Source organism: Arthrobacter rhamnosi (assembly GCF_054510855.1).
Genome location: NZ_JBTNDT010000003.1, coordinates 443,111 through 463,786, shown reverse-complemented (window position 1 = coordinate 463,786; position 20,676 = coordinate 443,111). Strand labels below are relative to the sequence as shown.

The window sequence follows — 20,676 nt, the reverse complement described above, 5'->3', positions numbered from 1 at the left end:
ACCGTCATGATTGAATTCAGCGCAGCCGAGATCGCGGCACTCACGGGCGGTGTCCTGGTGGGAGCCGGATCCACCTCCATCACCGTCACCTCCGCAGCCACCGATTCCCGGGAGTGTGTGCCCGGGTCCCTGTTCGTCGCCAAGCCCGGCGAGGAGTCCGACGGGCACCTCTTCCTAGGAGCGGCCTTCGAACGCGGCGCCGTCCTGGCGCTGGCCGAGCGCGAGGTCTCCCGGCCCGACGGGACGCCGTTCGCCGCCGTCGTCGTGCCCGACGCCGTCCTCGCGATGGGCGAGCTGGCCGCCGAGACGGTCCGCCGGCTCCGCGGCAACGGAGAGGTGACCGTCATCGGAATCACCGGCTCGGCGGGGAAGACCACCACCAAAGACCTCCTCGCCGGCATCCTGGCGGCGGAGGGGCCCACGGTCGCGCCGCGCGGCTCCTACAACGGCGAGGTCGGGGTCCCCCTGACCGTCTTCGAAGCAGGGTGGGACACCCGGTACCTCGTCATCGAGATGGGCGCCACCAAGCCGGGGCACATCGCGTACCTCGCCTCGCTCGTCCAGCCCGACATCGGCGTCGTGCTGGGCGTCGGATCGGCGCATGCGGGGGAATTCGGTGGAGTCGAGAACATCGCCCGGGCCAAGGGCGAACTCTTCGAGGCCCTCGCACCGACCGGCACTGCCGTCATCAACGCGGACGACGAGCGCGTCCTCGCGATGCAGGGGCGTACCCGCGCGCGGACCGCGTTCTTCACGTCCTCCGAGGACTTCCGAGCGGACGCGGACGTCGTCCGGGCGCGCAACAGCACCACGACCGCCGACGGCAACCCCTCCTTCCTGCTGGTCTTTCCCGACGGCAGCGAGCACGACGTCGTCTCACCGCTCCTCGGCCTGCACCACACCGGGAACCTGCTCGCGGCGGCGACTGTCGCCTACGAGCTCGGCTGCGCCCCGGAGCGCATCGCGGCGAGCCTCCGGGTGCAGACCGCGGCGAGCCGCTGGCGCATGGAGCGCACCGAGCGCCCGGACGGCGTGACCGTGATCAACGACGCCTACAACGCCAATCCCGAGTCGATGCGCGCAGCGCTCCGGACGCTCGCCGAACTCGGCGGCGGACGCCGCAGGACCTGGGCGGTGCTCGGCGAGATGCTCGAGCTGGGGGACCGCTCCATCGAGGAGCACGACCTCCTGGGCCGCGTGGTGGTGCGCCTGAACATCTCGAAGCTCATCTGCGTGGGGCCCAACACCCGGGCGCTGTTCAACGGCGCCGTGCTCGAGGGTTCCTGGGGGAGCGAGGCGGTCCACGTCGACGACGTCGAGGCCGCCGAGCGGCTCCTCGCCGCCGAGTTGGAGCCGGGTGACATCGTCCTGCTCAAGTCCTCGAACGGCGCAGGACTGCGCTTCCTCGGGGATCGTGTGGCCCGGGACCTCCCCGCCCGGCCGGCGCCGGACGGCAGCCAGGGTGACGCTCCCGACGGCCCGCCGGGGGACACCCCGGACGAGGAGCCCGCCGCCCAGAACGCACACATCGAAGCCGGCAGTGGACCTGACGCTTCCGGAAAGGCCCAGCAGCCGTGATCGCACTCCTCATAGCCTCGGCCTCGGCACTCTTCTTCGCCCTCGTCGGCACGCCCCTCTTCATCCGGTTCCTCGTGACCAAGGGGTACGGCCAGTTCATCCGCGACGACGGTCCGACAGCCCACCACACCAAGCGCGGCACTCCCACGATGGGTGGGGCGGTGATCGTCGGATCGGTGCTGCTGGCCTACTTCCTGACGCACCTGCTCATGATGGCGACAGGCTCGACGGTGGGAGGTCCCAGCGCGTCGGGAGTGCTGCTGCTGTTCCTGACCGCAGGCATGGGACTGGTGGGCTTCGCCGACGACTTCATCAAGATCTCCAAGCAGCGCAGCCTCGGCCTGAGCGCACCGGCCAAGATCATCGGCCAGACCGCCGTCGGTGTGACCTTCGGCGTCCTGGCCCTCCAGTTCCCCGACGACAACGGACGCACCCCGGCCTCGACCGCGATCTCGTTCATCCGTGACACGCCGATCGATCTGGCCTTCGCCGGAACCCTGCTCGGGGCGATCCTCTTCGTCGTGTGGTCCAACCTGATCATCACGGGGGCGAGCAACGGCGTGAACCTCACCGACGGCCTGGACGGGCTGGCTGCCGGCGCATCGGTCCTCGTCTTCGGTGCCTACCTCCTGATCGGTATCTGGCAGAGCAACCAGAACTGCGGTGCGCCCGGCGCGGGAAGCGTCTGCTACGAAGTGCGGGACCCGCTGGACCTCGCGCTCATCGCCGGCGCCATGTGCGGAGCGCTCATCGGCTTCCTCTGGTGGAACACTTCACCCGCGAAGATCTTCATGGGTGACACCGGCTCGCTGGCGATCGGCGGCGCGATCGCCGGGTTCGCGATCCTGTCCCGCACCGAGCTCCTCCTGGTGATCCTGGCCGGACTGTTCGTGATGATCACGCTCTCCGTGATCATCCAGGTGGGCTACTTCAAACTGTCGGGCGGCAAGCGCGTCTTCAAGATGGCACCCCTGCAGCACCACTTCGAACTAAAGGGCTGGCAGGAGGTCACGGTGGTCGTCCGGTTCTGGATCCTCGCCGGGCTCTTCGTGGCCAGCGCACTCGGAATCTTCTACGCGGAATGGGTCGTCGGATGAGCGAAGCGGACGGCACCGCCGGTGCCCCTCCCTGGGAGACGCCGCGCGTCAGGGACCTGACCACCTGGGATGCGGACTGGGCGGGCCTGCGGGTCGTCGTCGCCGGCATCGGAGCGTCCGGCTTCTCCGCAGCCGACACGCTGATCGAGCTCGGCGCCGTCGTCGTCGTGGTGGACGGCGGTGCGACCGAGGAGAACGAGGCGAAGGCCGACACCCTGCGCATCGTGGGAGCGCACGCCGTGCTGCTCGGCCCGGACTCTGCCGCCTCCCTGCCGCTCGTCGACGGCGAGCAGGCCGACCTCGTCGTGACCTCTCCCGGCTGGCGGCCCACCCAGCCGCTCCTCGCCCAGGCAGCAGCCGCCGGCGTGCCCATCTGGGGCGACGTCGAGCTCGCGTGGCGCGTGCGCATCCGCGAGGGCCGCCCCACCGCCGAATGGCTGACCATCACCGGGACCAACGGGAAGACGACCACCGTCGGCCTGACGGAATCCATGCTCCTCGCCGCCGGGAAGCGGGCGGTCGCGGCAGGCAATGTCGGCACACCGATCCTCGACGTCATCCGCGACCCCCAGGGCTACGAGTTCCTCGCCGTCGAACTGTCCAGCTTCCAGCTGCACTGGTCCCACTCCATCTCACCGCTCGCGAGCGTCTGCCTCAACATCGCCGAGGACCACGTGGACTGGCACGGCAGCTACGAGGCCTACCTCGCCGCGAAGGCCTCGGTCTACGAGCGGACGAAGATCGCCTGCATCTACAACGTCGAGCAGCGCGAGACGGAGGAGATGGTCGAGGAGGCCGACGTCGTCGAGGGCTGCCGGGCCGTCGGCTTCACGACCGGCATGCCGTCCATCAGCATGATGGGCGTCGTCGAGGACCTGCTCGTGGACCGCGCCTTCATCGAACAGCGCAAGGATTCGGCCGCGGAGCTCGCCTCCGTCAGCGAGCTCGGGGAGGTCGTCCCGCGGCACCTGGTGGCCAACGCCCTGGCCGCTGCGGCCCTCGTCCGTGCCGCGGGCATACCCGCGTCGGCAGTGCGCGACGGCATCCGGGCCTTCCAGCCGGGCGACCACCGCATCCAGGTCGTCGCGAACGAGGGGGGAGTGCTCTGGATCAACGATTCGAAGGCCACCAATCCCCATGCGGCCTCCGCGTCCCTGGCCTCGTTCTCCTCCGTGGTCTGGATCGCCGGCGGGCTGTCCAAGGGCGTCTCCTACGACGACCTCGTGAAGACCCATGCACGGCGTCTCCGGGCCGTCGTGCTCCTCGGCGAGGACCCGGAACCGCTCCTGGGCGCCCTCTCCCGACACGCACCCGATGTTCCGGTCTCCCTCCACCCGAGCCTTCACACTGGACAGGGGAACGGCGGCGAATCGTCCGATCCGGTGACCAGCGATTCCCTGATGCAGTGGGTCGTCGCCGAAGCCGGGCATCTCGCCCGGGACGGCGACACGGTCCTGATGGCTCCGGCCGCTGCCTCTATGGACCAGTTCTCCTCCTACGCGCATCGGGGAGCCGCCTTCATGGCGGCCGTCGGTGCGCGTGGCGGACAGGGGACAACCGCGAAGGAGTCGTAATGGTGGCCACCCCAACCAGGCCCGGAGGACGCAAGCCCTCCGTCCGGCCGGTCCGGACCAAGGAGGCGGGCAGGACCGCCAGCCCCGGCAACGCTATTCCGGCGGGCAGCACGACCGCCGGGAGTGCCGCCGCCAGGGCGCGGACCATCAAGCCCGGTGGGCCGGCGACGGTGGAGCACCCCACCCACTCCGAGCGGACAGACGGGGGCGTCCGCGCGCTGGTACGGCGCGGCTGGGTCTTCCTCGAGGGCTCCGACCGGGCCCCTTCCGGGTCGAGCTACTACCTGATTCTCGGCTCGGCCCTCGCGCTGACCGCCATCGGGCTGATGATGGTCCTCTCGGCCTCGTCCGTCGAGGCCATCTCCGAGGGCAAGCACACCTTCGACCTCTTCCTCAAGCAGGCCATCTGGGCCGGGGCGGGCCTCGTCCTGATGCTCGTGCTGTCCAGGCTCGGCCCCCGCGCCTACAAGGCACTCGCCTGGCCCAGCCTCGGCATCGCCATCGTGCTGCTGGTCCTGGTGCTCGTGATCGGCGTGGAGATCAACGGCAACAAGAACTGGATCCGCATCGGCTCCCAGACCTTCCAGCCGTCCGAACCGACGAAGCTCGCACTGGCACTCTGGTTCGCCGCGGTGCTCGAGCGGAAGAAGGGGCTCATCCGGGACTGGAAACACGCCATGATCCCGGCGCTGCCCCTCGGCGGCCTGCCGATCGGCCTCGTCCTGATCGGCGGGGACCTCGGAACCGGACTCGTCCTCATGATGATCGCCGGGGCGGCGCTGTTCTTCGCGGGCGCGCCGCTCAAGCTGTTCTCCCTCGCCGGGGCCGTCGCGCTGGCGGGCTCCCTCCTGATGGTGGCGACGAGCTCCAACCGTGGTGGGCGCATCAGCGCGTGGCTGGGCCTGAACTGCGACGACGGTGCGGACCTCTGCCTGCAGTCGAACAACGGCCTGTTCGCCATGGCCTCCGGCGGCTGGTTCGGCGTGGGGATCGGACAGAGCCGGCAGAAGTGGAACTGGATCCCGGAAGCGCACAACGACTTCATCTTCGCGATCATCGGCGAGGAGTTCGGGCTGATCGGCACCCTCGTCGTCGTGCTCCTGTTCGGCATCCTCGCCGTGGCCACCATCCGGGTTGCGCTGCGCTACACCGATCCCTTCGTGCGGATCCTCATGGGGTCCGTCCTCGTCTGGATCATCGGCCAGGCCTTCGTCAACATCGGCATGGTCACGGGCCTGCTGCCCGTCATCGGCGTACCGCTGCCCTTCATCTCCTACGGCGGCTCCGCGCTGACGTTCACACTCGCCGCCGTCGGCGTCCTGCTGTCCTTCGCGCGGAAGACACCGCACACGCCCGCCCCTCCCACCTCCGGAAGAAGCCACGTCCTTTCATGACATCCCGCCCTGAACGCACGGTTGAACCCACGGTCGAACGTACGGTTGAACGCACGGTGTCGGTCGTCCTCGCGGGTGGCGGGACAGCCGGGCATGTCAGCCCCCTGCTCGCCATTGCCGGAGCGATCCTCGAGCAGCGTCCTGGAACACGCATCACCGCCGTCGGGACCGAGGCAGGTATGGAGACCCGCCTGGTCCCGGCCGCCGGGTTCGAGCTGCGGACGATCGACCGCGTGCCTCTGCCGCGGCGACCGTCGACAGACCTGGTCAAGCTCCCGGCCCGCCTCGTTCGCGCCGTGCGGCAGGCGCGCACCATCCTGTCCGACGCCGCGGCGGACGTCGTCGTCGGCGTGGGCGGCTATGTCTCCACCCCGGTCTACCTCGCGGCCTGGACTCGACGCGTGCCCGTCGTGATCCACGAGGCGAACGCACGTCCCGGCATCGCCAACAGGGTGGGGGCCAGGATCGCGGCACGCGTCGCCGTCGCGTTCGAGGGGACCGGACTCGCCGATGCGGTCCTGGTCGGCATGCCGATGCGCAGGAGCATCGCGGATCTCGACCGCGCGGCGGCCCGGACGGAAGCCCGCGCCTCGCTCGGGCTCGACCCCGACCGTCCGACGCTGATCGTGACCGGCGGATCCTCGGGAGCGGCGAGCCTCAACCGGTCCGTGGCCGCAGCGGTCCCCGAACTGACCGCCGCCGGGGTGCAGGTCCTGCACATCACCGGTCGCGGCAAGCAGGTCCCCGGGAACGACGGCGCCCCGCTCGCCACACCCGGGTACCACCAGGTCGAGTTCGTCGACGGCATGGAGCGGGTCTACGCCGCCGCCGACCTGCTCATCGCCCGTGCCGGTGCCGCGACCGTGAGCGAGATCAGCGCGGTGGGCCTGCCCGCCGTGCTCGTCCCCCTGCCGCACGGCAACGGGGAGCAACGGCTCAACGCCGCGGGACTCGTGGAGTCCGGTGGGGCCATCCTGGTGGACGACGCTGCGTTCACCCCCCAATGGATCCGGGAGAACGTGCTGACCCTCGTCACCGACCCCGTGCGGCTCGGCGGGATGTCGGCGGCCTCCCATGCGCAGGGCGTCCGCGACGCGGACCGGCGGATGGCCGATCTGGTCCTCGCCGCGGCGGGAGCCGGACGATGAACGCCGGACACGAGGCGGCAGGGCCGGCGGTTCCGGCCCTCCGGAACCAGGCAACGACGACGGCCCGGAGATCGGGCGGAACGGAAGGCAGCGGTATCGCAACGAGCAGCACCGCGCCGGCACGCGATGCCGGACTGCAGGAACCCGTGCACTTCATCGGACTCGGCGGCGCAGGGATGTCGGCTGTCGCGCGGGTCCTCCTCGGCCAGGGCCTGCGGGTGTCGGGGTCGGACGCCGCCGAGTCCCGGAGCCTCCGCGCGTTGGCGGCACTCGGCGCGGACGTGACCGTGGGCCACTCCGCCGATGCCGTCCCTGAGGCAGGGTCGGTCGTGATCTCCTCCGCGATCCGCGACACGAACCCGGAACTCGTGGAGGCCCGCCGCCGGGGACTCCCCGTCCTGCACCGCTCACAGGCACTCGCAGCCGCCATGACCGGGCGGCAGGCCATCGCCGTCGCGGGCACGCACGGGAAGACGACGACGACGGCCATGATCACGGTGCTGCTCCGCAGCGCCGGGCTCCGCCCGTCCTTCGCCATCGGCGGGGACGTCGCCGCCCTCGGCGTCAACGCCGAGTGGACCGAAGGGGACGTGTTCGTGGCCGAGGCCGACGAGTCGGACGGGTCCTTCCTGAACTACACGCCGAGCATCGCCGTCGTCACCAACGTCGAAGCAGACCACCTCGACCACTACGGCACCGCCGACGCGGTCCACTCGGCCTTCCAGGAGTTCGCACGGCGCCTTCCCGAGGACGGGCTCCTCGTCGCCTGCGCCGACGACGCCGGGGCTGCAGCACTCGCCGCGGGCGTCCCCGCGGCGCGCCGCGTCCGGACGTACGGCTACGCCGCGACGGCGGACATCCGGATCAGCGGGATCAGGGCTGCCGGCAGCTCGACCGACAGCCTGCTCTCCTTCCTCGTCGACGGCCTCGATGCCCAGCAGGAGCTCCGGCTCCGCGTCCCGGGGCGCCACAACATCCTCAATGCCGCCGCGGCGTTCGCCGTCGCGCTGGAACTCGGCGTCGATCCTGCTGTCGCTGCGGCAGGGCTGTCCTCCTTCACCGGCGCAGCGCGCCGCTTCGAGGCGAGGGGAGAGGGCGACGGCGTCCGGGTCTTCGACGACTACGCGCACCACCCCACGGAAGTACAGGCGGCACTGACCGCGGCCAGGACGGTGGCGGGGGAGCACCGGGTGCACGTCCTCTTCCAGCCGCACCTCTTCTCGCGGACCCGGGAATTCGCGGCAGGCTTCGCCGACGCACTGGCCCTCGCCGACACCGCGACCGTGCTCCCGGTCTATGCGGCGCGTGAGGACCCCGTCGACGACGTCGGAGGCTGGACGATCACGCAGCTCATGCCCGGAGCAGGCGCCGCGTACAGCGAGGACCCTGCCGAGGCCCTGCGCACGGTGACGGGCCACGCGCGGTCCGGCGACATCATCCTCACCATCGGCGCGGGGGACGTCACGCAGTACGGGAACCAGCTCGTCGGCCTGCTGAGGGAGCGCGCCACCGCCCCCGGACCATCGGTGGCCGGGGAGTGACGCCGAGGAAGCCTCCCGTCACGCGTGCCGCGGACCGGGGGAGCGGGAAGGTCTCGCTGCTCGACCGGGCGGACGGCCCGCTGCCGCGGGGCACGATCCTCGACTTCCCGGCTCCGCGGCGGACCCACCGGGTGCGCAACGCGGTGCTCGCGATCACCGCGGTGCTGCTGTGCCTGGGCGGCGTCGTCGCGTACGTGGTCTTCTCGCCGGCACTCGCCCTGCGGACCGTCGTGGTGGAGGGCAACTCGCTGGTTCCCACGGCCGAGGTCGATTCGGCGCTCGCTCCGCTGATGGGGACGTCGCTGACGCGGATCTCGCCGGACCAGGTGCGCGACCTGCTAGCGGACAAGGCGCCCATCGAGGACGTCGAGATCGCGGCCGAGCCGCCGTCGACGCTCGTGGTCATGATCCAGGAGCGCGTGCCGGTCGCGGTGCTGCAGAGCGGACGCGGGTTCGTGCTCATCGACTCCGAGGGGCGCCAGCTGTCGAGTGTCGCACGGCGCGAGGAGGTCAAGCTGCCGCTGATCGACGGCGGGACCGACGCGGTCAACTCCGAGGTCTTCTCCTCGATCACCGCGGTCCTGGCCGAGCTGCCCGTTCCCGTCCTGTCCCGGCTCAAGAGCGCATCGGCCAGGAGCGTCGACTCGATCCAGCTGTCGCTGTCCGGGGACCAGAGGATCTTCTGGGGGAGCGCCGAGCGCAGCGCCGAGAAGGCGAAGGTACTCGAGGCGCTGCTGGCGATGCGCGCCACGGACCCGCCGGTGAAGGAGTTCGACGTGAGCACTCCCGACCGTCCGGTGACGCGATGAGGCCGGATCGAAGCAGGCCGAGGCCATCCGAAGCCGGGCGGAAGTCTAGCCTTAAGGAGGCGCGCGGCAAGCGACATGCCGACACGCGGCGTTCGGTCATTGCAACGCGGATCGCTTGCACCTAGCGTCAAACATAGAAGTTACTTGACATAACGTTAACTCTCAACCTGAACGTTAACGTTCTTTCGGGTAAAGGTTGAAGCCGGATCACCGGCAGCCCCCGTACAGCACACAGATTCGAACAAGGGACACAGGACGTGGCAGCACCTCAGAATTACTTGGCCGTCATCAAGGTCGTCGGCATCGGCGGCGGCGGCGTGAACGCCGTCAACCGCATGATCGAGGTGGGACTCCGCGGCGTCGAGTTCATTGCCATCAACACCGATGCACAGGCGCTCCTCATGAGTGACGCCGACGTGAAGCTCGACGTCGGACGCGAACTCACGCGCGGCCTCGGCGCCGGCGCCGACCCGGAGGTGGGCCGCCGCGCCGCGGAGGACCACTCCGAGGAGATCGAGGAAGTCCTGCGCGGGGCGGACATGGTCTTCGTCACGGCAGGAGAGGGCGGCGGTACCGGTACCGGCGGCGCTCCCGTCGTCGCCCGCATCGCGCGCTCCCTCGGCGCCCTCACCATCGGCGTGGTCACGCGCCCGTTCACCTTCGAGGGACGGCGCCGCTCCAACCAGGCCGAGAGCGGCATCGACACCCTCCGCGAGGAGGTCGACACTCTCATCGTGATCCCGAACGACCGGCTGCTGTCCATCAGCGACCGCAACGTCTCGATGCTCGACGCCTTCCGCTCGGCGGACCAGGTGCTGCTCTCCGGCGTGCAGGGCATCACCGACCTCATCACCACGCCGGGCCTGATCAACCTCGACTTCGCCGACGTGAAGTCCGTCATGCAGGGCGCCGGCTCGGCGCTCATGGGTATCGGCTCGGCGCGCGGTGAGGACCGCGCCGTCAAGGCCGCGGAGCTCGCCATCGCGTCGCCGCTGCTCGAAGCATCCATCGACGGCGCCCACGGTGTCCTGCTCTCGATCCAGGGTGGCTCCGACCTCGGCCTCTTCGAGATCAACGAGGCCGCACGCCTCGTCCAGGAAGTCGCGCACCCGGAGGCGAACATCATCTTCGGTGCGGTCATCGACGACGCGCTTGGCGACGAAGCGCGCGTCACCGTCATCGCGGCCGGGTTCGACCAGGTCGACGCCACCTCGCAGCCGGTCGCGGCCGCTGCTCCCGCCTCGAGGCCGGCCGTCGCGCCGAGCGTCGGCGGGGACCAGCACCGCATGGCCGGGGCAGCCACCGCCGGCCTCGGCGCCTGGTCGCAGCAGCGTGCGCAGAACATCCAGGCCGTGCCCGCGGACTCGGGCTTCGACGTGGACCTTCCCGCCATCGTGGAGCCCGACCTGTCCGCCGGGCGTTCGGACGACCTCGACGTGCCCGACTTCCTCAAGTAGTCCGGCCGTTCATGCAGGCAGCCGCAGGTCCCGGACGCGCGTCCCCGTTCCACTGGAACGAGGAGGTGCGTCCGGGACTCCGGGTGGCTTTCACCTCCACCGGTGCAGGCAACCTCGCCCTCCATGTGGGGAGCGACCCGGACGGCGTCCGCGGCAACCGGCGCCGCCTCGAGGATGACATGGGGATCGCCGCGGGATCGCTGCGCTTCATGAGCCAGACCCACTCCGACAGGGTCGCCGTTCTGGACGGGACGGCGGGTGCGCCCGACGCGGACGGCATGATCTCCCCGCACGGGACCGAGCCGCTGGCGGTGCTCGTCGCCGACTGCGTGCCGATCGTCCTCGCGGACGTATCGCTCGCCGAGGGCGGCACCGGCGCCACGGCCGTGGTCCATGCCGGCCGTGCCGGCGTCGGCAACGGGATCATCGAGGGTGCCGTCCGCTCCCTGCGGGGCCTGGGCGCGAGGGACCTGTCCGCCTGGATCGGCCCGTCCGTCTGCGGTGCCTGCTACGAGGTCCCCGAGGACATGATGCGCGCCATGGCACGCACCCTTCCGGAGGCCGCAGCCAGGACGAGGACCGGGACGCCGGCGCTCGACCTGCCCGCAGCGGTCCGGCGACAGCTCGAGCAGTCCTCCGTCCGGGTCGAACCGGTGCGGGGGGAGTCCTGCACCCTGGAGAACCCCGCCCTGTACTCCCATCGCCGCGAACCGGGGGCCGGCCGCATCGCCGGCCTGGTGTGGCGGGCGTGACCGAGGACGGACGCGTGCAGCACCACGGCACCCGGGCACGGGACCTCGAGGCCCGGCTCGGTGCGGTGCGGAAGCGGATCGCGACGGCGGCAGAGGCTGCGGGGCGGAGCGCACCGGAGCTCATCGTGGTGACCAAGTACTTCCCGTCCTCCGACCTGCGCATCCTCGCCGACCTCGGGGTCCGGGACGTCGGGGAGAACCGCGACCAGGAAGCCGCCGCCAAGGCGGCCGAGCTGGAGGACCTCGCACTGGCGTGGCACTTCATCGGTCAGCTGCAGACCAACAAGGCGAAGTCGGTCGTCCGTTACGCGCACAGCGTGCACTCGGTGGATCGCGCCGCGCTGGTGGCGGCGCTGGGCAAAGCCGTCGCGGCCGAGCAGGAACGGCGGACAGCCGCCGGGCTCGGAGCGCGGGACGACCTCGAGTGCTTCCTCCAGTTCACGCTCGATGCCGAGGCCACCTCGGGCGGCCGGGGAGGAGCCCTTCCCCGCGAGGCCGGTGCACTCGCCGAGGCCGTCACGGCGACCGCGGGCCTGCGCCTCGCAGGCGTAATGGCCGTGGCGCCGCTCGGCACGCCGCCCGCGGCTGCGTTCGAGCGGCTGCTGCGCATCGCCGACTCGGTGAGGGCCGTCGACCCGTCCGCCACGGCCGTTTCGGCGGGTATGAGCGGGGACCTCGAGGAGGCCGTCGCGGCCGGGGCGACACACCTGCGGATTGGTTCTGATGTCCTCGGTCCGCGTCCGGCCGTGGGGTAGCGTCGAGGCTGTAACGGCGGCACGACGGGTAGCCGGGTGCGGCATGCGGCACGCACCGGAGTCCACGATCCACTCTCTCTCAGAACAGGAGTCACCATGGCTGGCGCACTGCGCAAGACAATGATCTACCTTGGGCTCGCCGACGGTGACGAGCACTACGAGCCCGAAGCGAAAAGCGCGCACAGCAGGAACGAGGACTATTCAGTGGATTACGACCGCGACGAACGCCATCTCGAGCCGGCTCCTGCCGCCCGGGTAGCCCCCGCCGAGGAATACCGTGCCCCCGTCACGCCGATCAAGCGCGCGCCGTCGTCCCGCGAGGACTCCGCCGCCCTGCGCCAGATCACCACGATCCACCCCCGCTCCTACAACGACGCCAAGCTTATCGGCGAGAGCTTCCGCGACGGGATCCCGGTCATCATGAATGTCACCGACATGGGGGAGGCCGACGCGAAGCGTCTGGTGGACTTCTCCGCAGGGCTCGTGTTCGGGCTCCACGGCAGCATCGAGCGGGTCACCAATAAGGTGTTCCTGCTGTCGCCGTCGTATATTGAAGTCCTCGGCGAGGACCTGAAGGCCAGCGAAGCGCAGACCAGCTTCTTCAACCAGAGCTGAGCCCAGCGGCCGTCACGGTCGCGTCCGACCCATCAAGGCCCGAAGGACTGGAACCGCTCTGTGAGTTTGGTATTTGCCCTGATCTACCTGGTACTGATGCTGTTCCAGCTCGCCCTGATCCTGCGGATCATCTACGACGCCGTCCAGGGGTTCGCGCGCGACTGGCGCCCGCAGAAGCTGGCCCTCGTGCTTGCCTCGGGCGTCTACTCGGTCACTGATCCGCCGGTCAAGGGCCTTCGCCGGCTCATCCCGCCGCTGCGCATGGGCGGCGTGCAGCTCGACCTCGCATTCCTGGTGCTCTTCATCCTGGTGCTGATCCTGATGTCCGTGTCGGCGGGCCTCGCAGCCTAGCGTCCCTCTCCGTTTCATGATGAAGTTCCAGAAGATATACGCTGAATTCCAGTTCGACGTGAGTCCAGCGGTTCATGTCCACAGTCCGGTACCGCAGCTCGGCCCCGCCAGCAGGCGGGCCGGCTCCTATCAGTATGAGGTGACCATATGGCTCTGACGCCAGAAGACGTTGTCAACAAGAGATTCCAGCCGACGAAGTTCCGCGAGGGCTACGACCAGGACGAGGTGGACGACTTCCTCGACGAGATCGTCGTCGAGCTCCGCCGCCTGAACGCCGAGAACGAGGAACTGCGCAAGGCCGCGGGAGGCTCCTCGGACGTCTCGCCGACGACCGCCGTACCGTCGCCGGTCGCCGCCAGCACGAAGACCGACGAGGTCCCCGCCGAGGACAACGTGCCGGCGGTCGCCGCCGACGTCGAAGAGCCTACGCCAGCTCCCGCTCCCGCCGCGTCGACCAACACCGCCGAGTCCGCTGCCGGTGTCCTCGCCATGGCCCAGCGCCTGCACGACGAGTACGTCACCGCCGGTCTCGAGCAGCGTGACAAGATCATCGCCGAAGCCCAGCTCGAGGCCAATGGCCTGGTCAACGACGCCCAGGACAAGAGCCGTACGATCCTCGGCGAGCTGGAGGACCAGAAGTCCGTGCTCGAGAGCACCGTCGAGCAGCTGCGCGGGTTCGAGCGCGACTACCGCGCCCGCCTCAAGGCCTACATCGAAAGCCAGCTGCGCGATCTGGACGCCCGCGGGTCCCTCGCGACCGACGCGGCGGCTTCCTAGCAGGATGTCCCGCCCGGTTCCGGCCGGGCAGCAGGAGAAGGGCCGGTTGCCGGGGCGCACACCCCGGGGACCGGCCCTTCCGCCGTTCCGGCCGCTCCCGCGGCACACCACCCAGCACCTACACCTTGGACAGATCGTGAACGAGCACCAGCCCGCCGAACCCGCTCCCGAGCCGCAGACCGGATCGTCCGCGGTCCCGGACGCCCAGCCCCCGCACGCCCAGTTCCCCCACGCCCAGTCCCCGGACTCCGCGCCGAGTCCAGTGGTCCCGGGCACAGCCGGCCCGGGGTCCGCCTCCCCGGAACCTGCGAGTCCGGAACCTGCGAGCCCGGAACCTGCGAGCGCTGGCCCGGCGGGCGGTGCGACGGCCGCCGGCGCGGCCCCGGGGCGGAGCCATGCCCGCCGGGTCCCGGCCCGGTACGGCGTCGTGATGCTCCTCTGCACGCTCACCGCCTACGTCATCGATCAGCTCACCAAGGCCTGGGTGGTGTCGACGATGAGCGAGGGCCAGATCATCCCCGTGCTCCCGCCCCTGCTCAACTGGCGCTTCATCCGGAATCCGGGAGCGGCCTTCTCGATCGGGACGGACTACACCTGGGTCTTCACGATCATCATGGTGGTCGTGGCCGTCGCCATCGCGCTGCAGGTGCGGAACATCGCCTCCTGGGGCTGGTCGGTGGCGCTCGGCCTGGTCCTCGGCGGGGCGCTCGGCAACCTCACGGACCGGCTGCTGAGGGAACCCTCGTTCGGCCAGGGCCACGTCGTGGACTTCATCGCGCTGCCGAACTTCGCCATCTTCAACATCGCGGACTCCGCCGTCGTGAGCGGAGTGGTGCTCATCTGCATCCTGACCCTGCGCGGCATCGGCATGGACGGCCGGCGCAGCTCGGACACGCAGGCAGCCGGACGGGCGGCCGACGCGCCGGAGGGCAGGACCGCGGAGCGTGATGGCGATGGCCGATGAGCACCAGGAGGTCTTCGTCCCCGAGTCCGACGGCGGCAGCCGCGCCGATGCGGCCCTCGCCCGCCTGCTCGGCGTCTCCCGCTCGGCGGTCGCCCAGTGGTGCGCCGACGGCAGGGTGCTGCGCGGCGGGACCCGCCTCGCGAAGTCGGACCGCGTCCACGCCGGCGACCGCCTCGACGTGGACCTGCCGGACCCCGAGGACAAGCACCGTGTGATCCCGGAAGCCGTCGACGGCATGGGCATCCTGCTCGACGACGAGGACTTCGTCGTCGTCGACAAGCCGGTCGGCGTCGCCGCGCACCCGTCCCCGGGCTGGGTGGGACCCACCGTCGTCGGCGCCCTCGCCGCCGCGGGATACCGGATCTCGACGTCGGGCGCGCCCGAGCGCGTCGGCATCGTGCACCGGCTCGACGTGGGTACCTCGGGCGCGATGGTGGTCGCCAAGACCGAGCCCGCCTACACCGCGCTGAAGCGTGCCTTCAAGGAGCGGACGGTCGAGAAGGTGTACCATGCCGTGGTGCAGGGCCTGCCCGAGCCGCTCACGGGGACCATCGATGCTCCCATCGGACGCCATCCCCACCACGAGTGGCGCTTCGCCGTGATGGAGGGAGGCCGGGACTCCGTGACCCACTACGAGGTGCTCGAGGCGTTCGGCCGTGCCAGCCTCGTGGAGGTGCACCTCGAGACCGGCCGCACGCACCAGATCCGCGTGCACTTCTCCGCGCTCCGGCACCCCTGCGCCGGTGACCTCACCTACGGCGCGGACCCGCGCCTGGCAGCCGAACTGGGCCTCACGCGGCAGTGGCTGCACGCCCACCGGCTCGGCTTCGCCCACCCCCGGACGGGCGAGCCGGTCTCGGTCACGAGCCCCTATCCAGTGGACCTGGCCTACGCCCTGACCGCGCTGTCCAGGGGCCTCGTGTGACACGCCGGGGCGACCTCGGAGGATAGTCCCGCGGCGGTCCCCCGGGCGCCGGCGCACTAGACTTGTCCGGTGGCTACTCCTGCATCGACCGACTCGTTCGTCCATCTCCACAACCACACCGAGTACTCGATGCTCGACGGCGCGGCCCGCCTGACGGACCTGTTCAGCCACACCGAGGAACTCGGGATGAGCGCCCTCGCCACGACGGACCACGGGTTCGTCTTCGGTGCCTTCGACTTCTGGAGCAAGGCCAAGAGCGCCGGCATCAAGCCCATCATCGGCGTCGAGGCGTACCTCACGCCGGGGACCGCCCGGAACGACCGCACCCGCGTCCAGTGGGGCGGCGGCGGGCGCGACGACGTCTCCGGCGCCGGAGCGTACACCCACATGACGCTGTGGTCCGAGACCACCGAGGGCATGCACAACCTGTTCCGGATGTCCTCGCTGGCGTCCCTCGAGGGCTACCTCTACAAGCCCCGCATGGACCGCGACCTCCTCCAGACCTACGGCAAGGGCCTCATCGCGACCACGGGGTGCCCGTCCGGCGAGGTGCAGACGAAGCTCCGCCTCGGCCTGTACAACGAGGCGAAGCAGGCGGCCTCGGACTTCCGCGACATCTTCGGCGCCGAGAACTACTTCTGCGAGCTGATGGACCACGGGCTCGACATCGAGCGCAACGTCAAGGCGGACCTGATCAAGCTCGCCCGGGAGCTCGGCCTGCCGCTCGTCGCCACCAACGACCTGCACTACACCCACGCCGAGGACTCCAAGGCCCACGCGGCGCTGCTCTGCGTGCAGTCCGGATCCACCCTCGCCGATCCCAAGCGGTTCAAGTTCGACGCGGACGAGTTCTACCTCAAGTCGCCGGCCGAGATGCGGGCGATCTTCCGGGACTATCCAGACGCCTGCGACAACACGCTGCTCATCGCCGAGCGGTGCGACGTCGACTTCAACACCAAGGCCAACTACATGCCGCGGTTCCCGGTCCCCGAGGGCGAGAACGAGCAGTCCTGGTTCGTCAAGGAGGTCGAGACCGGGCTGCAGTACCGCTACCCGGCCGGCGTGCCGGATGACGTCCGCAAGCAGGCGGAGTTCGAGGTCGGCGTCATCACCCAGATGGGCTTCCCTGGGTACTTCCTCGTGGTGGCCGACTTCATCAACTGGGCGAAGAACAACGGCATCCGGGTGGGCCCGGGCCGTGGCTCCGGCGCGGGCTCCATGGTGGCGTACGCCATGCGCATCACCGACCTCGACCCCCTCAAGCACGGCCTCATCTTCGAGCGGTTCCTGAACCCCGAGCGCGTCTCCATGCCCGACTTCGACGTCGACTTCGATGATCGGCGCCGCTCCGAGGTCATCCGCTACGTGACGGAGAAGTACGGCGACGAGCGCGTGGCCATGATCGTCACCTACGGCACCATCAAGGCCAAGCAGGCCCTCAAGGACTCCTCCCGCGTCATGGGTTACCCGTTCTCCACGGGGGAGCGCCTCACCAAGGCCATGCCGCCGGACGTCATGGGCAAGGGCCTCGCCCTCGCGGACGTCCACAACAAGGACGCCAAGCGCTACTCCGAGGCCGAGGAACTGCGGGAGCTCCTCACGAGCGACGCCGACTCCGCGAAGGTCTTCGAGACGGCCCTCGGCCTCGAGGGGCTGAAGCGCCAGTGGGGCGTGCATGCGGCGGGCGTCATCATGTCCTCCGACCCCCTGATCGACATCATCCCGATCATGCGCCGTGAGCAGGACGGCCAGATCATCACCCAGTTCGACTACCCCACGTGCGAGGGGCTCGGACTGATCAAGATGGACTTCCTCGGCCTGAGGAACCTGACGATCATCACGGACGCCGTCGAGAACATCACGGCGAACAAGGGCGTGGACCTCGTCCTCGAGGACCTCGAGCTCGATGACAAGGAGTCCTACGAGCTCCTGGCGCGCGGGGACACCCTCGGCGTCTTCCAGCTCGACGGCGGGCCCATGCGCTCCCTGCTGAAGCTCATGCGCCCCGACAACTTCGAGGACATCTCCGCCGTCCTGGCGCTGTACCGGCCGGGGCCCATGGGCGTGAACTCACACACGAACTACGCCCTGCGCAAGAACGGGCTGCAGGACATCGAGCCGATCCACCCCGAACTCGAGGGACCGCTCGAGGAGATCCTCGGCGGGACGTACGGCCTCATCGTGTACCAGGAGCAGGTCATGTCGGCCGCGCAGAAGCTCGCGAACTTCACGCTCGGCCAGGCGGACATGCTCCGACGGGCCATGGGCAAGAAGAAGAAGTCCGAGCTGGACAAGCAGCAGGCGGACTTCTTCGCGGGCATGAAGGCCAACGGCTACTCCCAGGCGGCCATGGACAAACTGTGGACCGTGCTGGAGTCCTTCTCCGACTACGCGTTCAACAAGGCCCACACCGCGGCCTACGGGCTGGTGTCCTACTGGACCGCGTACCTCAAGGCGCACTACCCCGCGGAGTACATGGCGGCACTGCTCACCAGCGTCGGCGACGACAAGGACAAGCTGGCGATCTACCTGAACGAGTGCCGCCGCATGGGTATCACGGTGCTGCCCCCCGACGTCAACGAGTCGAGCGTCAACTTCACCCCGGTGGGCAAGGACATCCGCTTCGGCATGGGCGCCATCCGCAACGTCGGCGCGAACGTCGTGGGAGCCATGGTGGGCGCACGGGAGGAGAAGGGCGCCTTCACGTCCTTCAGCGACTTCCTGCAGAAGGTCCCCGCCGTGGTGTGCAACAAGCGCACCATCGAATCGCTCATCAAGGCCGGTGCCTTCGATTCGCTCCGCCACCCCCGCCGGGCCCTCGCGATGATCCACGAGGAGGCCGTGGACTCCGTGATCGTCCTCAAGCGCAACGAGGCGGCCAACCAGTTCGACCTCTTCAGCGCGTTCGACGACGGCCCGGACGCGGTCGGCGGCCTGTCCGTCGAGGTCCCCGACCTGCCGGAGTGGGACAAGAAGGACAAGCTGTCCTTCGAGCGGGACATGCTCGGGCTGTACGTCTCGGACCACCCGCTGCAGGGCCTGGAGGGGATCCTCAGCCAGCACGCGGACTCGTCCATCCCCTCGATCATCAGCGAGGAGGGACCGGCCGACGGCGCGATTGTCACGATCGCCGGCATGATCACGTCCCTGCAGCGCAGGATCGCCAAGAACAGCGGCAACGCCTACGCGCGGGCCGAGGTCGAGGACCTCGCCGGATCCATGGAGGTCATGTTCTTCGGGCAGGTGTACGGCCCCATCTCGGCGGTCCTGGCGGAGGACCTGATCGTGGTGGTCCGCGGACGCCTGCAGCGCCGGGACGACGGAGCCGTGATGCTCAATGCGCAGGAACTCACGGTGCCGGACCTCAGCGAGGGACACTCCGGGCCCGTGGTGATCTCGATGCTGCAGCACAAGGCCACCGAGACGGCCGTGACCGCGCTCGGTGACGTCCTGCGGACGCACCCCGGGACGAGCGAGGTGCTGATCCGCCTGAACGGATCCCGCACGGTCGAGGTGATGAAGCTCGGCGTCGACCTGCGGGTGAATCCGACGCCGGGCCTCTTCGGTGACCTGAAGGTGCTGCTCGGGCCCGCCTGCCTCGACGCCTGACGGGCGGACGGCGCCCTCGGCCGACGCCCTCAGATGACGCCCTCGGCCGACGCCGTCAGATGACGTAGTCGGTGGCCGTCGGTGTGCCGTAGCTGCCGCCGTGGTAGAGCAGGGGAGCGCCGTCCGGCCCGATGTTCCCCGCGATGACCTCGGCGACGACCACGGCGTTGTTCTCGAAGGACAGGCGCATGCTGATGCGGCCCACGAGCCAGCCGGCGACATCCCGGATGATGGGGACGCCCTCCGGTCCCGGCTCCCAGTGGTCGCCGGTGAAGCGGTCCTTCGTCCGGGCGAAGCGGTTGGCGAGGCCCTCGTTCTCCGTGCTGAGCATATGGGCCCCCACGAAATTGGTGTTCGCGACGGCGGGCCACGAGGACGACGTCCGGGCCATGTTGAACGAGAAGCGGGGGGGCTCGGCGGACAGCGAGGCGACCGAGGTGGCCGTGAAGCCGTAGGGGACGCCGTCGTACACCGCGGTGATGATGGCGACGCCTGCGGCGTGACGGCGGAAGACCTCGCGGAAGGACTCCCCGTGAGGCTCGGACGGGGACTGAAGGCCTGTCTGGGCGGGGCTCGGGTTGTTCACGTGGTTCCTCCGGGATCGACGTCGGCGGACAACGCGGTTGCGGATGGCCGGTCCGATGCTGACGGCCCTCTACGCTGCCACCACCACACTAGGCGCGCACCGCGCGCCGGGCGCGGTTTGTTAATGTAGAAGTCATGCATGCACGCCAGGAGCCGGACACCGGATCAAGCACGTATCCACCTCCGGTCTACGCCGTGGCCGAGGACCGGAGGTCCGTGCCGCCCCTGGGCGTGATCTGGTGGCTGGGATCCACGATCCTGCTCGGTGCCCTGGTCGGAGCGTCCTGGTGGCTCCTCGCACCCACGGGGCGCCTCTTCGGCGACCCCGTCTCCGCCGACCAGTGGCTGCTCCGCGACCTGACCCTCGCGGGCCTGGAGCTGGCCGCCGGCATCGCCGTCGGGACGGTCGTCGCCCTCCGCCTCGGGCTGCCCGGGGTGGTGGCCCGGATCCTCGCCGCCGTCGGCGGATCGATCCTCGGTTCCGTCCTCGCCCTGGTGGTCGGCGAGGGCTTCGCCCACCTCCTCGGCCCGCAGGGGCGCGACGACGTGCCCGGCTCCGCGTTCCTGCTGCAGTCCTACGGAGCGCTCGCCGTCTGGCCAGCCGTCGCCGCCGTCATCATCTTCTCCACCGCCCTTCTCGGCCTGTCGCGCCGACGGAGCTGACCGCGCGGAGCTGCGCGCTCCACGTCGGCGGAGCCGGGCTGACCCGGACTCTGCGCTCCCTGCCCTCCCGGTAGACTCTCAG

The 20,676-nt window shown here is 70.0% G+C and carries 18 protein-coding genes; 17 read left to right on the top strand and 1 reads right to left on the bottom strand.

Going from position 1 to position 20,676, the window contains the following annotated elements:
• Window positions 1-6 precede the first annotated feature (6 nt).
• The 16 genes from ACX80I_RS08810 to dnaE all read left to right on the top strand — a co-directional run bounded on the left by ACX80I_RS08810 (window position 7) and on the right by dnaE (window position 19,346).
• A complete protein-coding gene (locus tag ACX80I_RS08810; protein ID WP_459344727.1) occupies window positions 7-1,578 on the top strand; it encodes a UDP-N-acetylmuramoyl-tripeptide--D-alanyl-D-alanine ligase in 1,572 nt (523 codons plus the stop codon).
• Entirely contained in the window at window positions 1,575-2,675 is a 1,101-nt protein-coding gene (mraY, locus tag ACX80I_RS08805; protein ID WP_459344726.1) for a phospho-N-acetylmuramoyl-pentapeptide-transferase, read from the top strand. Before ACX80I_RS08810 ends, mraY begins: the two co-directional genes overlap by 4 nt.
• On the top strand, window positions 2,672-4,249 hold the full coding sequence (murD, locus tag ACX80I_RS08800) for a UDP-N-acetylmuramoyl-L-alanine--D-glutamate ligase (protein WP_459344725.1): 1,578 nt from the start codon (window positions 2,672-2,674) through the stop codon (window positions 4,247-4,249). Before mraY ends, murD begins: the two co-directional genes overlap by 4 nt.
• A complete protein-coding gene (ftsW, locus tag ACX80I_RS08795) occupies window positions 4,249-5,643 on the top strand; it encodes a putative lipid II flippase FtsW (protein WP_459344724.1) in 1,395 nt (464 codons plus the stop codon). The genes murD and ftsW overlap by 1 nt, the downstream gene beginning before the upstream one ends.
• Window positions 5,640-6,791 carry an undecaprenyldiphospho-muramoylpentapeptide beta-N-acetylglucosaminyltransferase gene (murG, locus tag ACX80I_RS08790; RefSeq protein WP_459344723.1) on the top strand — a complete coding sequence of 384 codons (1,152 nt, stop codon included), beginning with the start codon at window positions 5,640-5,642 and terminating at the stop codon, window positions 6,789-6,791. Before ftsW ends, murG begins: the two co-directional genes overlap by 4 nt.
• A gap of 176 nt (window positions 6,792-6,967) precedes the next feature.
• Window positions 6,968-8,332, top strand: a complete 1,365-nt coding sequence (murC, locus tag ACX80I_RS08785) for a UDP-N-acetylmuramate--L-alanine ligase (protein ID WP_459344754.1) — start codon at window positions 6,968-6,970, stop codon at window positions 8,330-8,332.
• Window positions 8,329-9,141 (top strand): cell division protein FtsQ/DivIB, encoded by an 813-nt coding sequence (locus ACX80I_RS08780; protein WP_459344722.1) that lies wholly within the window; start codon window positions 8,329-8,331, stop codon window positions 9,139-9,141. The genes murC and ACX80I_RS08780 overlap by 4 nt, the downstream gene beginning before the upstream one ends.
• A 257-nt stretch (window positions 9,142-9,398) precedes the next feature.
• The gene (gene ftsZ / locus ACX80I_RS08775; RefSeq protein ID WP_459344721.1) at window positions 9,399-10,598 is read left to right on the top strand and encodes a cell division protein FtsZ; all 1,200 of its coding nucleotides are present in this window, start codon (window positions 9,399-9,401) and stop codon (window positions 10,596-10,598) included.
• An 11-nt stretch (window positions 10,599-10,609) separates the two neighbouring features.
• Complete coding sequence (locus ACX80I_RS08770; protein ID WP_459344720.1) at window positions 10,610-11,350, top strand: purine nucleoside phosphorylase YfiH/LACC1 family protein; 741 nt, start codon at window positions 10,610-10,612, stop codon at window positions 11,348-11,350.
• Window positions 11,338-12,105, top strand: a complete 768-nt coding sequence (locus ACX80I_RS08765; RefSeq protein ID WP_459344719.1) for a YggS family pyridoxal phosphate-dependent enzyme — start codon at window positions 11,338-11,340, stop codon at window positions 12,103-12,105. The genes ACX80I_RS08770 and ACX80I_RS08765 overlap by 13 nt, the downstream gene beginning before the upstream one ends.
• Before the next feature lie 96 nt (window positions 12,106-12,201).
• Window positions 12,202-12,720 carry a cell division protein SepF gene (locus tag ACX80I_RS08760; RefSeq protein WP_301228464.1) on the top strand — a complete coding sequence of 173 codons (519 nt, stop codon included), beginning with the start codon at window positions 12,202-12,204 and terminating at the stop codon, window positions 12,718-12,720.
• Window positions 12,721-12,780: 60 nt separating this feature from the next.
• Window positions 12,781-13,071, top strand: a complete 291-nt coding sequence (locus ACX80I_RS08755) for a YggT family protein (protein ID WP_087073684.1) — start codon at window positions 12,781-12,783, stop codon at window positions 13,069-13,071.
• A gap of 147 nt (window positions 13,072-13,218) precedes the next feature.
• The gene (locus ACX80I_RS08750) at window positions 13,219-13,848 is read left to right on the top strand and encodes a DivIVA domain-containing protein (protein WP_459344718.1); all 630 of its coding nucleotides are present in this window, start codon (window positions 13,219-13,221) and stop codon (window positions 13,846-13,848) included.
• A 262-nt stretch (window positions 13,849-14,110) separates the two neighbouring features.
• A complete protein-coding gene (gene lspA / locus ACX80I_RS08745; protein WP_459344753.1) occupies window positions 14,111-14,812 on the top strand; it encodes a signal peptidase II in 702 nt (233 codons plus the stop codon).
• Complete coding sequence (locus ACX80I_RS08740) at window positions 14,796-15,737, top strand: RluA family pseudouridine synthase (protein ID WP_459344717.1); 942 nt, start codon at window positions 14,796-14,798, stop codon at window positions 15,735-15,737. Before lspA ends, ACX80I_RS08740 begins: the two co-directional genes overlap by 17 nt.
• Before the next feature lie 69 nt (window positions 15,738-15,806).
• Entirely contained in the window at window positions 15,807-19,346 is a 3,540-nt protein-coding gene (gene dnaE, locus ACX80I_RS08735; protein ID WP_459344716.1) for a DNA polymerase III subunit alpha, read from the top strand.
• A 55-nt stretch (window positions 19,347-19,401) separates the two neighbouring features.
• On the opposite strand, the gene ACX80I_RS08730 is transcribed toward dnaE, so the two are convergent.
• On the bottom strand, window positions 19,402-19,932 hold the full coding sequence (locus ACX80I_RS08730; RefSeq protein WP_459344715.1) for a flavin reductase family protein: 531 nt from the start codon (window positions 19,930-19,932) through the stop codon (window positions 19,402-19,404).
• A 134-nt stretch (window positions 19,933-20,066) separates the two neighbouring features.
• On the opposite strand from ACX80I_RS08730, the gene ACX80I_RS08725 reads away from it, so the two are divergent.
• A complete protein-coding gene (locus ACX80I_RS08725; RefSeq protein WP_459344714.1) occupies window positions 20,067-20,594 on the top strand; it encodes a hypothetical protein in 528 nt (175 codons plus the stop codon).
• The last annotated feature ends 82 nt before the right edge of the window (window positions 20,595-20,676 follow it).

Coding starts and splice junctions, on each gene's coding strand:
- ACX80I_RS08810 (WP_459344727.1), top strand. CDS start 7: ATGATTGAATTCAGCGCAGCCGAGATCGCGGCACTCACGGGCGGTGTC.
- murD (WP_459344725.1), top strand. CDS start 2,672: ATGAGCGAAGCGGACGGCACCGCCGGTGCCCCTCCCTGGGAGACGCCG.
- ftsW (WP_459344724.1), top strand. CDS start 4,249: ATGGTGGCCACCCCAACCAGGCCCGGAGGACGCAAGCCCTCCGTCCGG.
- murG (WP_459344723.1), top strand. CDS start 5,640: ATGACATCCCGCCCTGAACGCACGGTTGAACCCACGGTCGAACGTACG.
- murC (WP_459344754.1), top strand. CDS start 6,968: ATGTCGGCTGTCGCGCGGGTCCTCCTCGGCCAGGGCCTGCGGGTGTCG.
- ACX80I_RS08770 (WP_459344720.1), top strand. CDS start 10,610: ATGCAGGCAGCCGCAGGTCCCGGACGCGCGTCCCCGTTCCACTGGAAC.
- ACX80I_RS08760 (WP_301228464.1), top strand. CDS start 12,202: ATGGCTGGCGCACTGCGCAAGACAATGATCTACCTTGGGCTCGCCGAC.
- ACX80I_RS08750 (WP_459344718.1), top strand. CDS start 13,219: ATGGCTCTGACGCCAGAAGACGTTGTCAACAAGAGATTCCAGCCGACG.
- ACX80I_RS08740 (WP_459344717.1), top strand. CDS start 14,796: ATGGCGATGGCCGATGAGCACCAGGAGGTCTTCGTCCCCGAGTCCGAC.
- ACX80I_RS08725 (WP_459344714.1), top strand. CDS start 20,067: ATGCATGCACGCCAGGAGCCGGACACCGGATCAAGCACGTATCCACCT.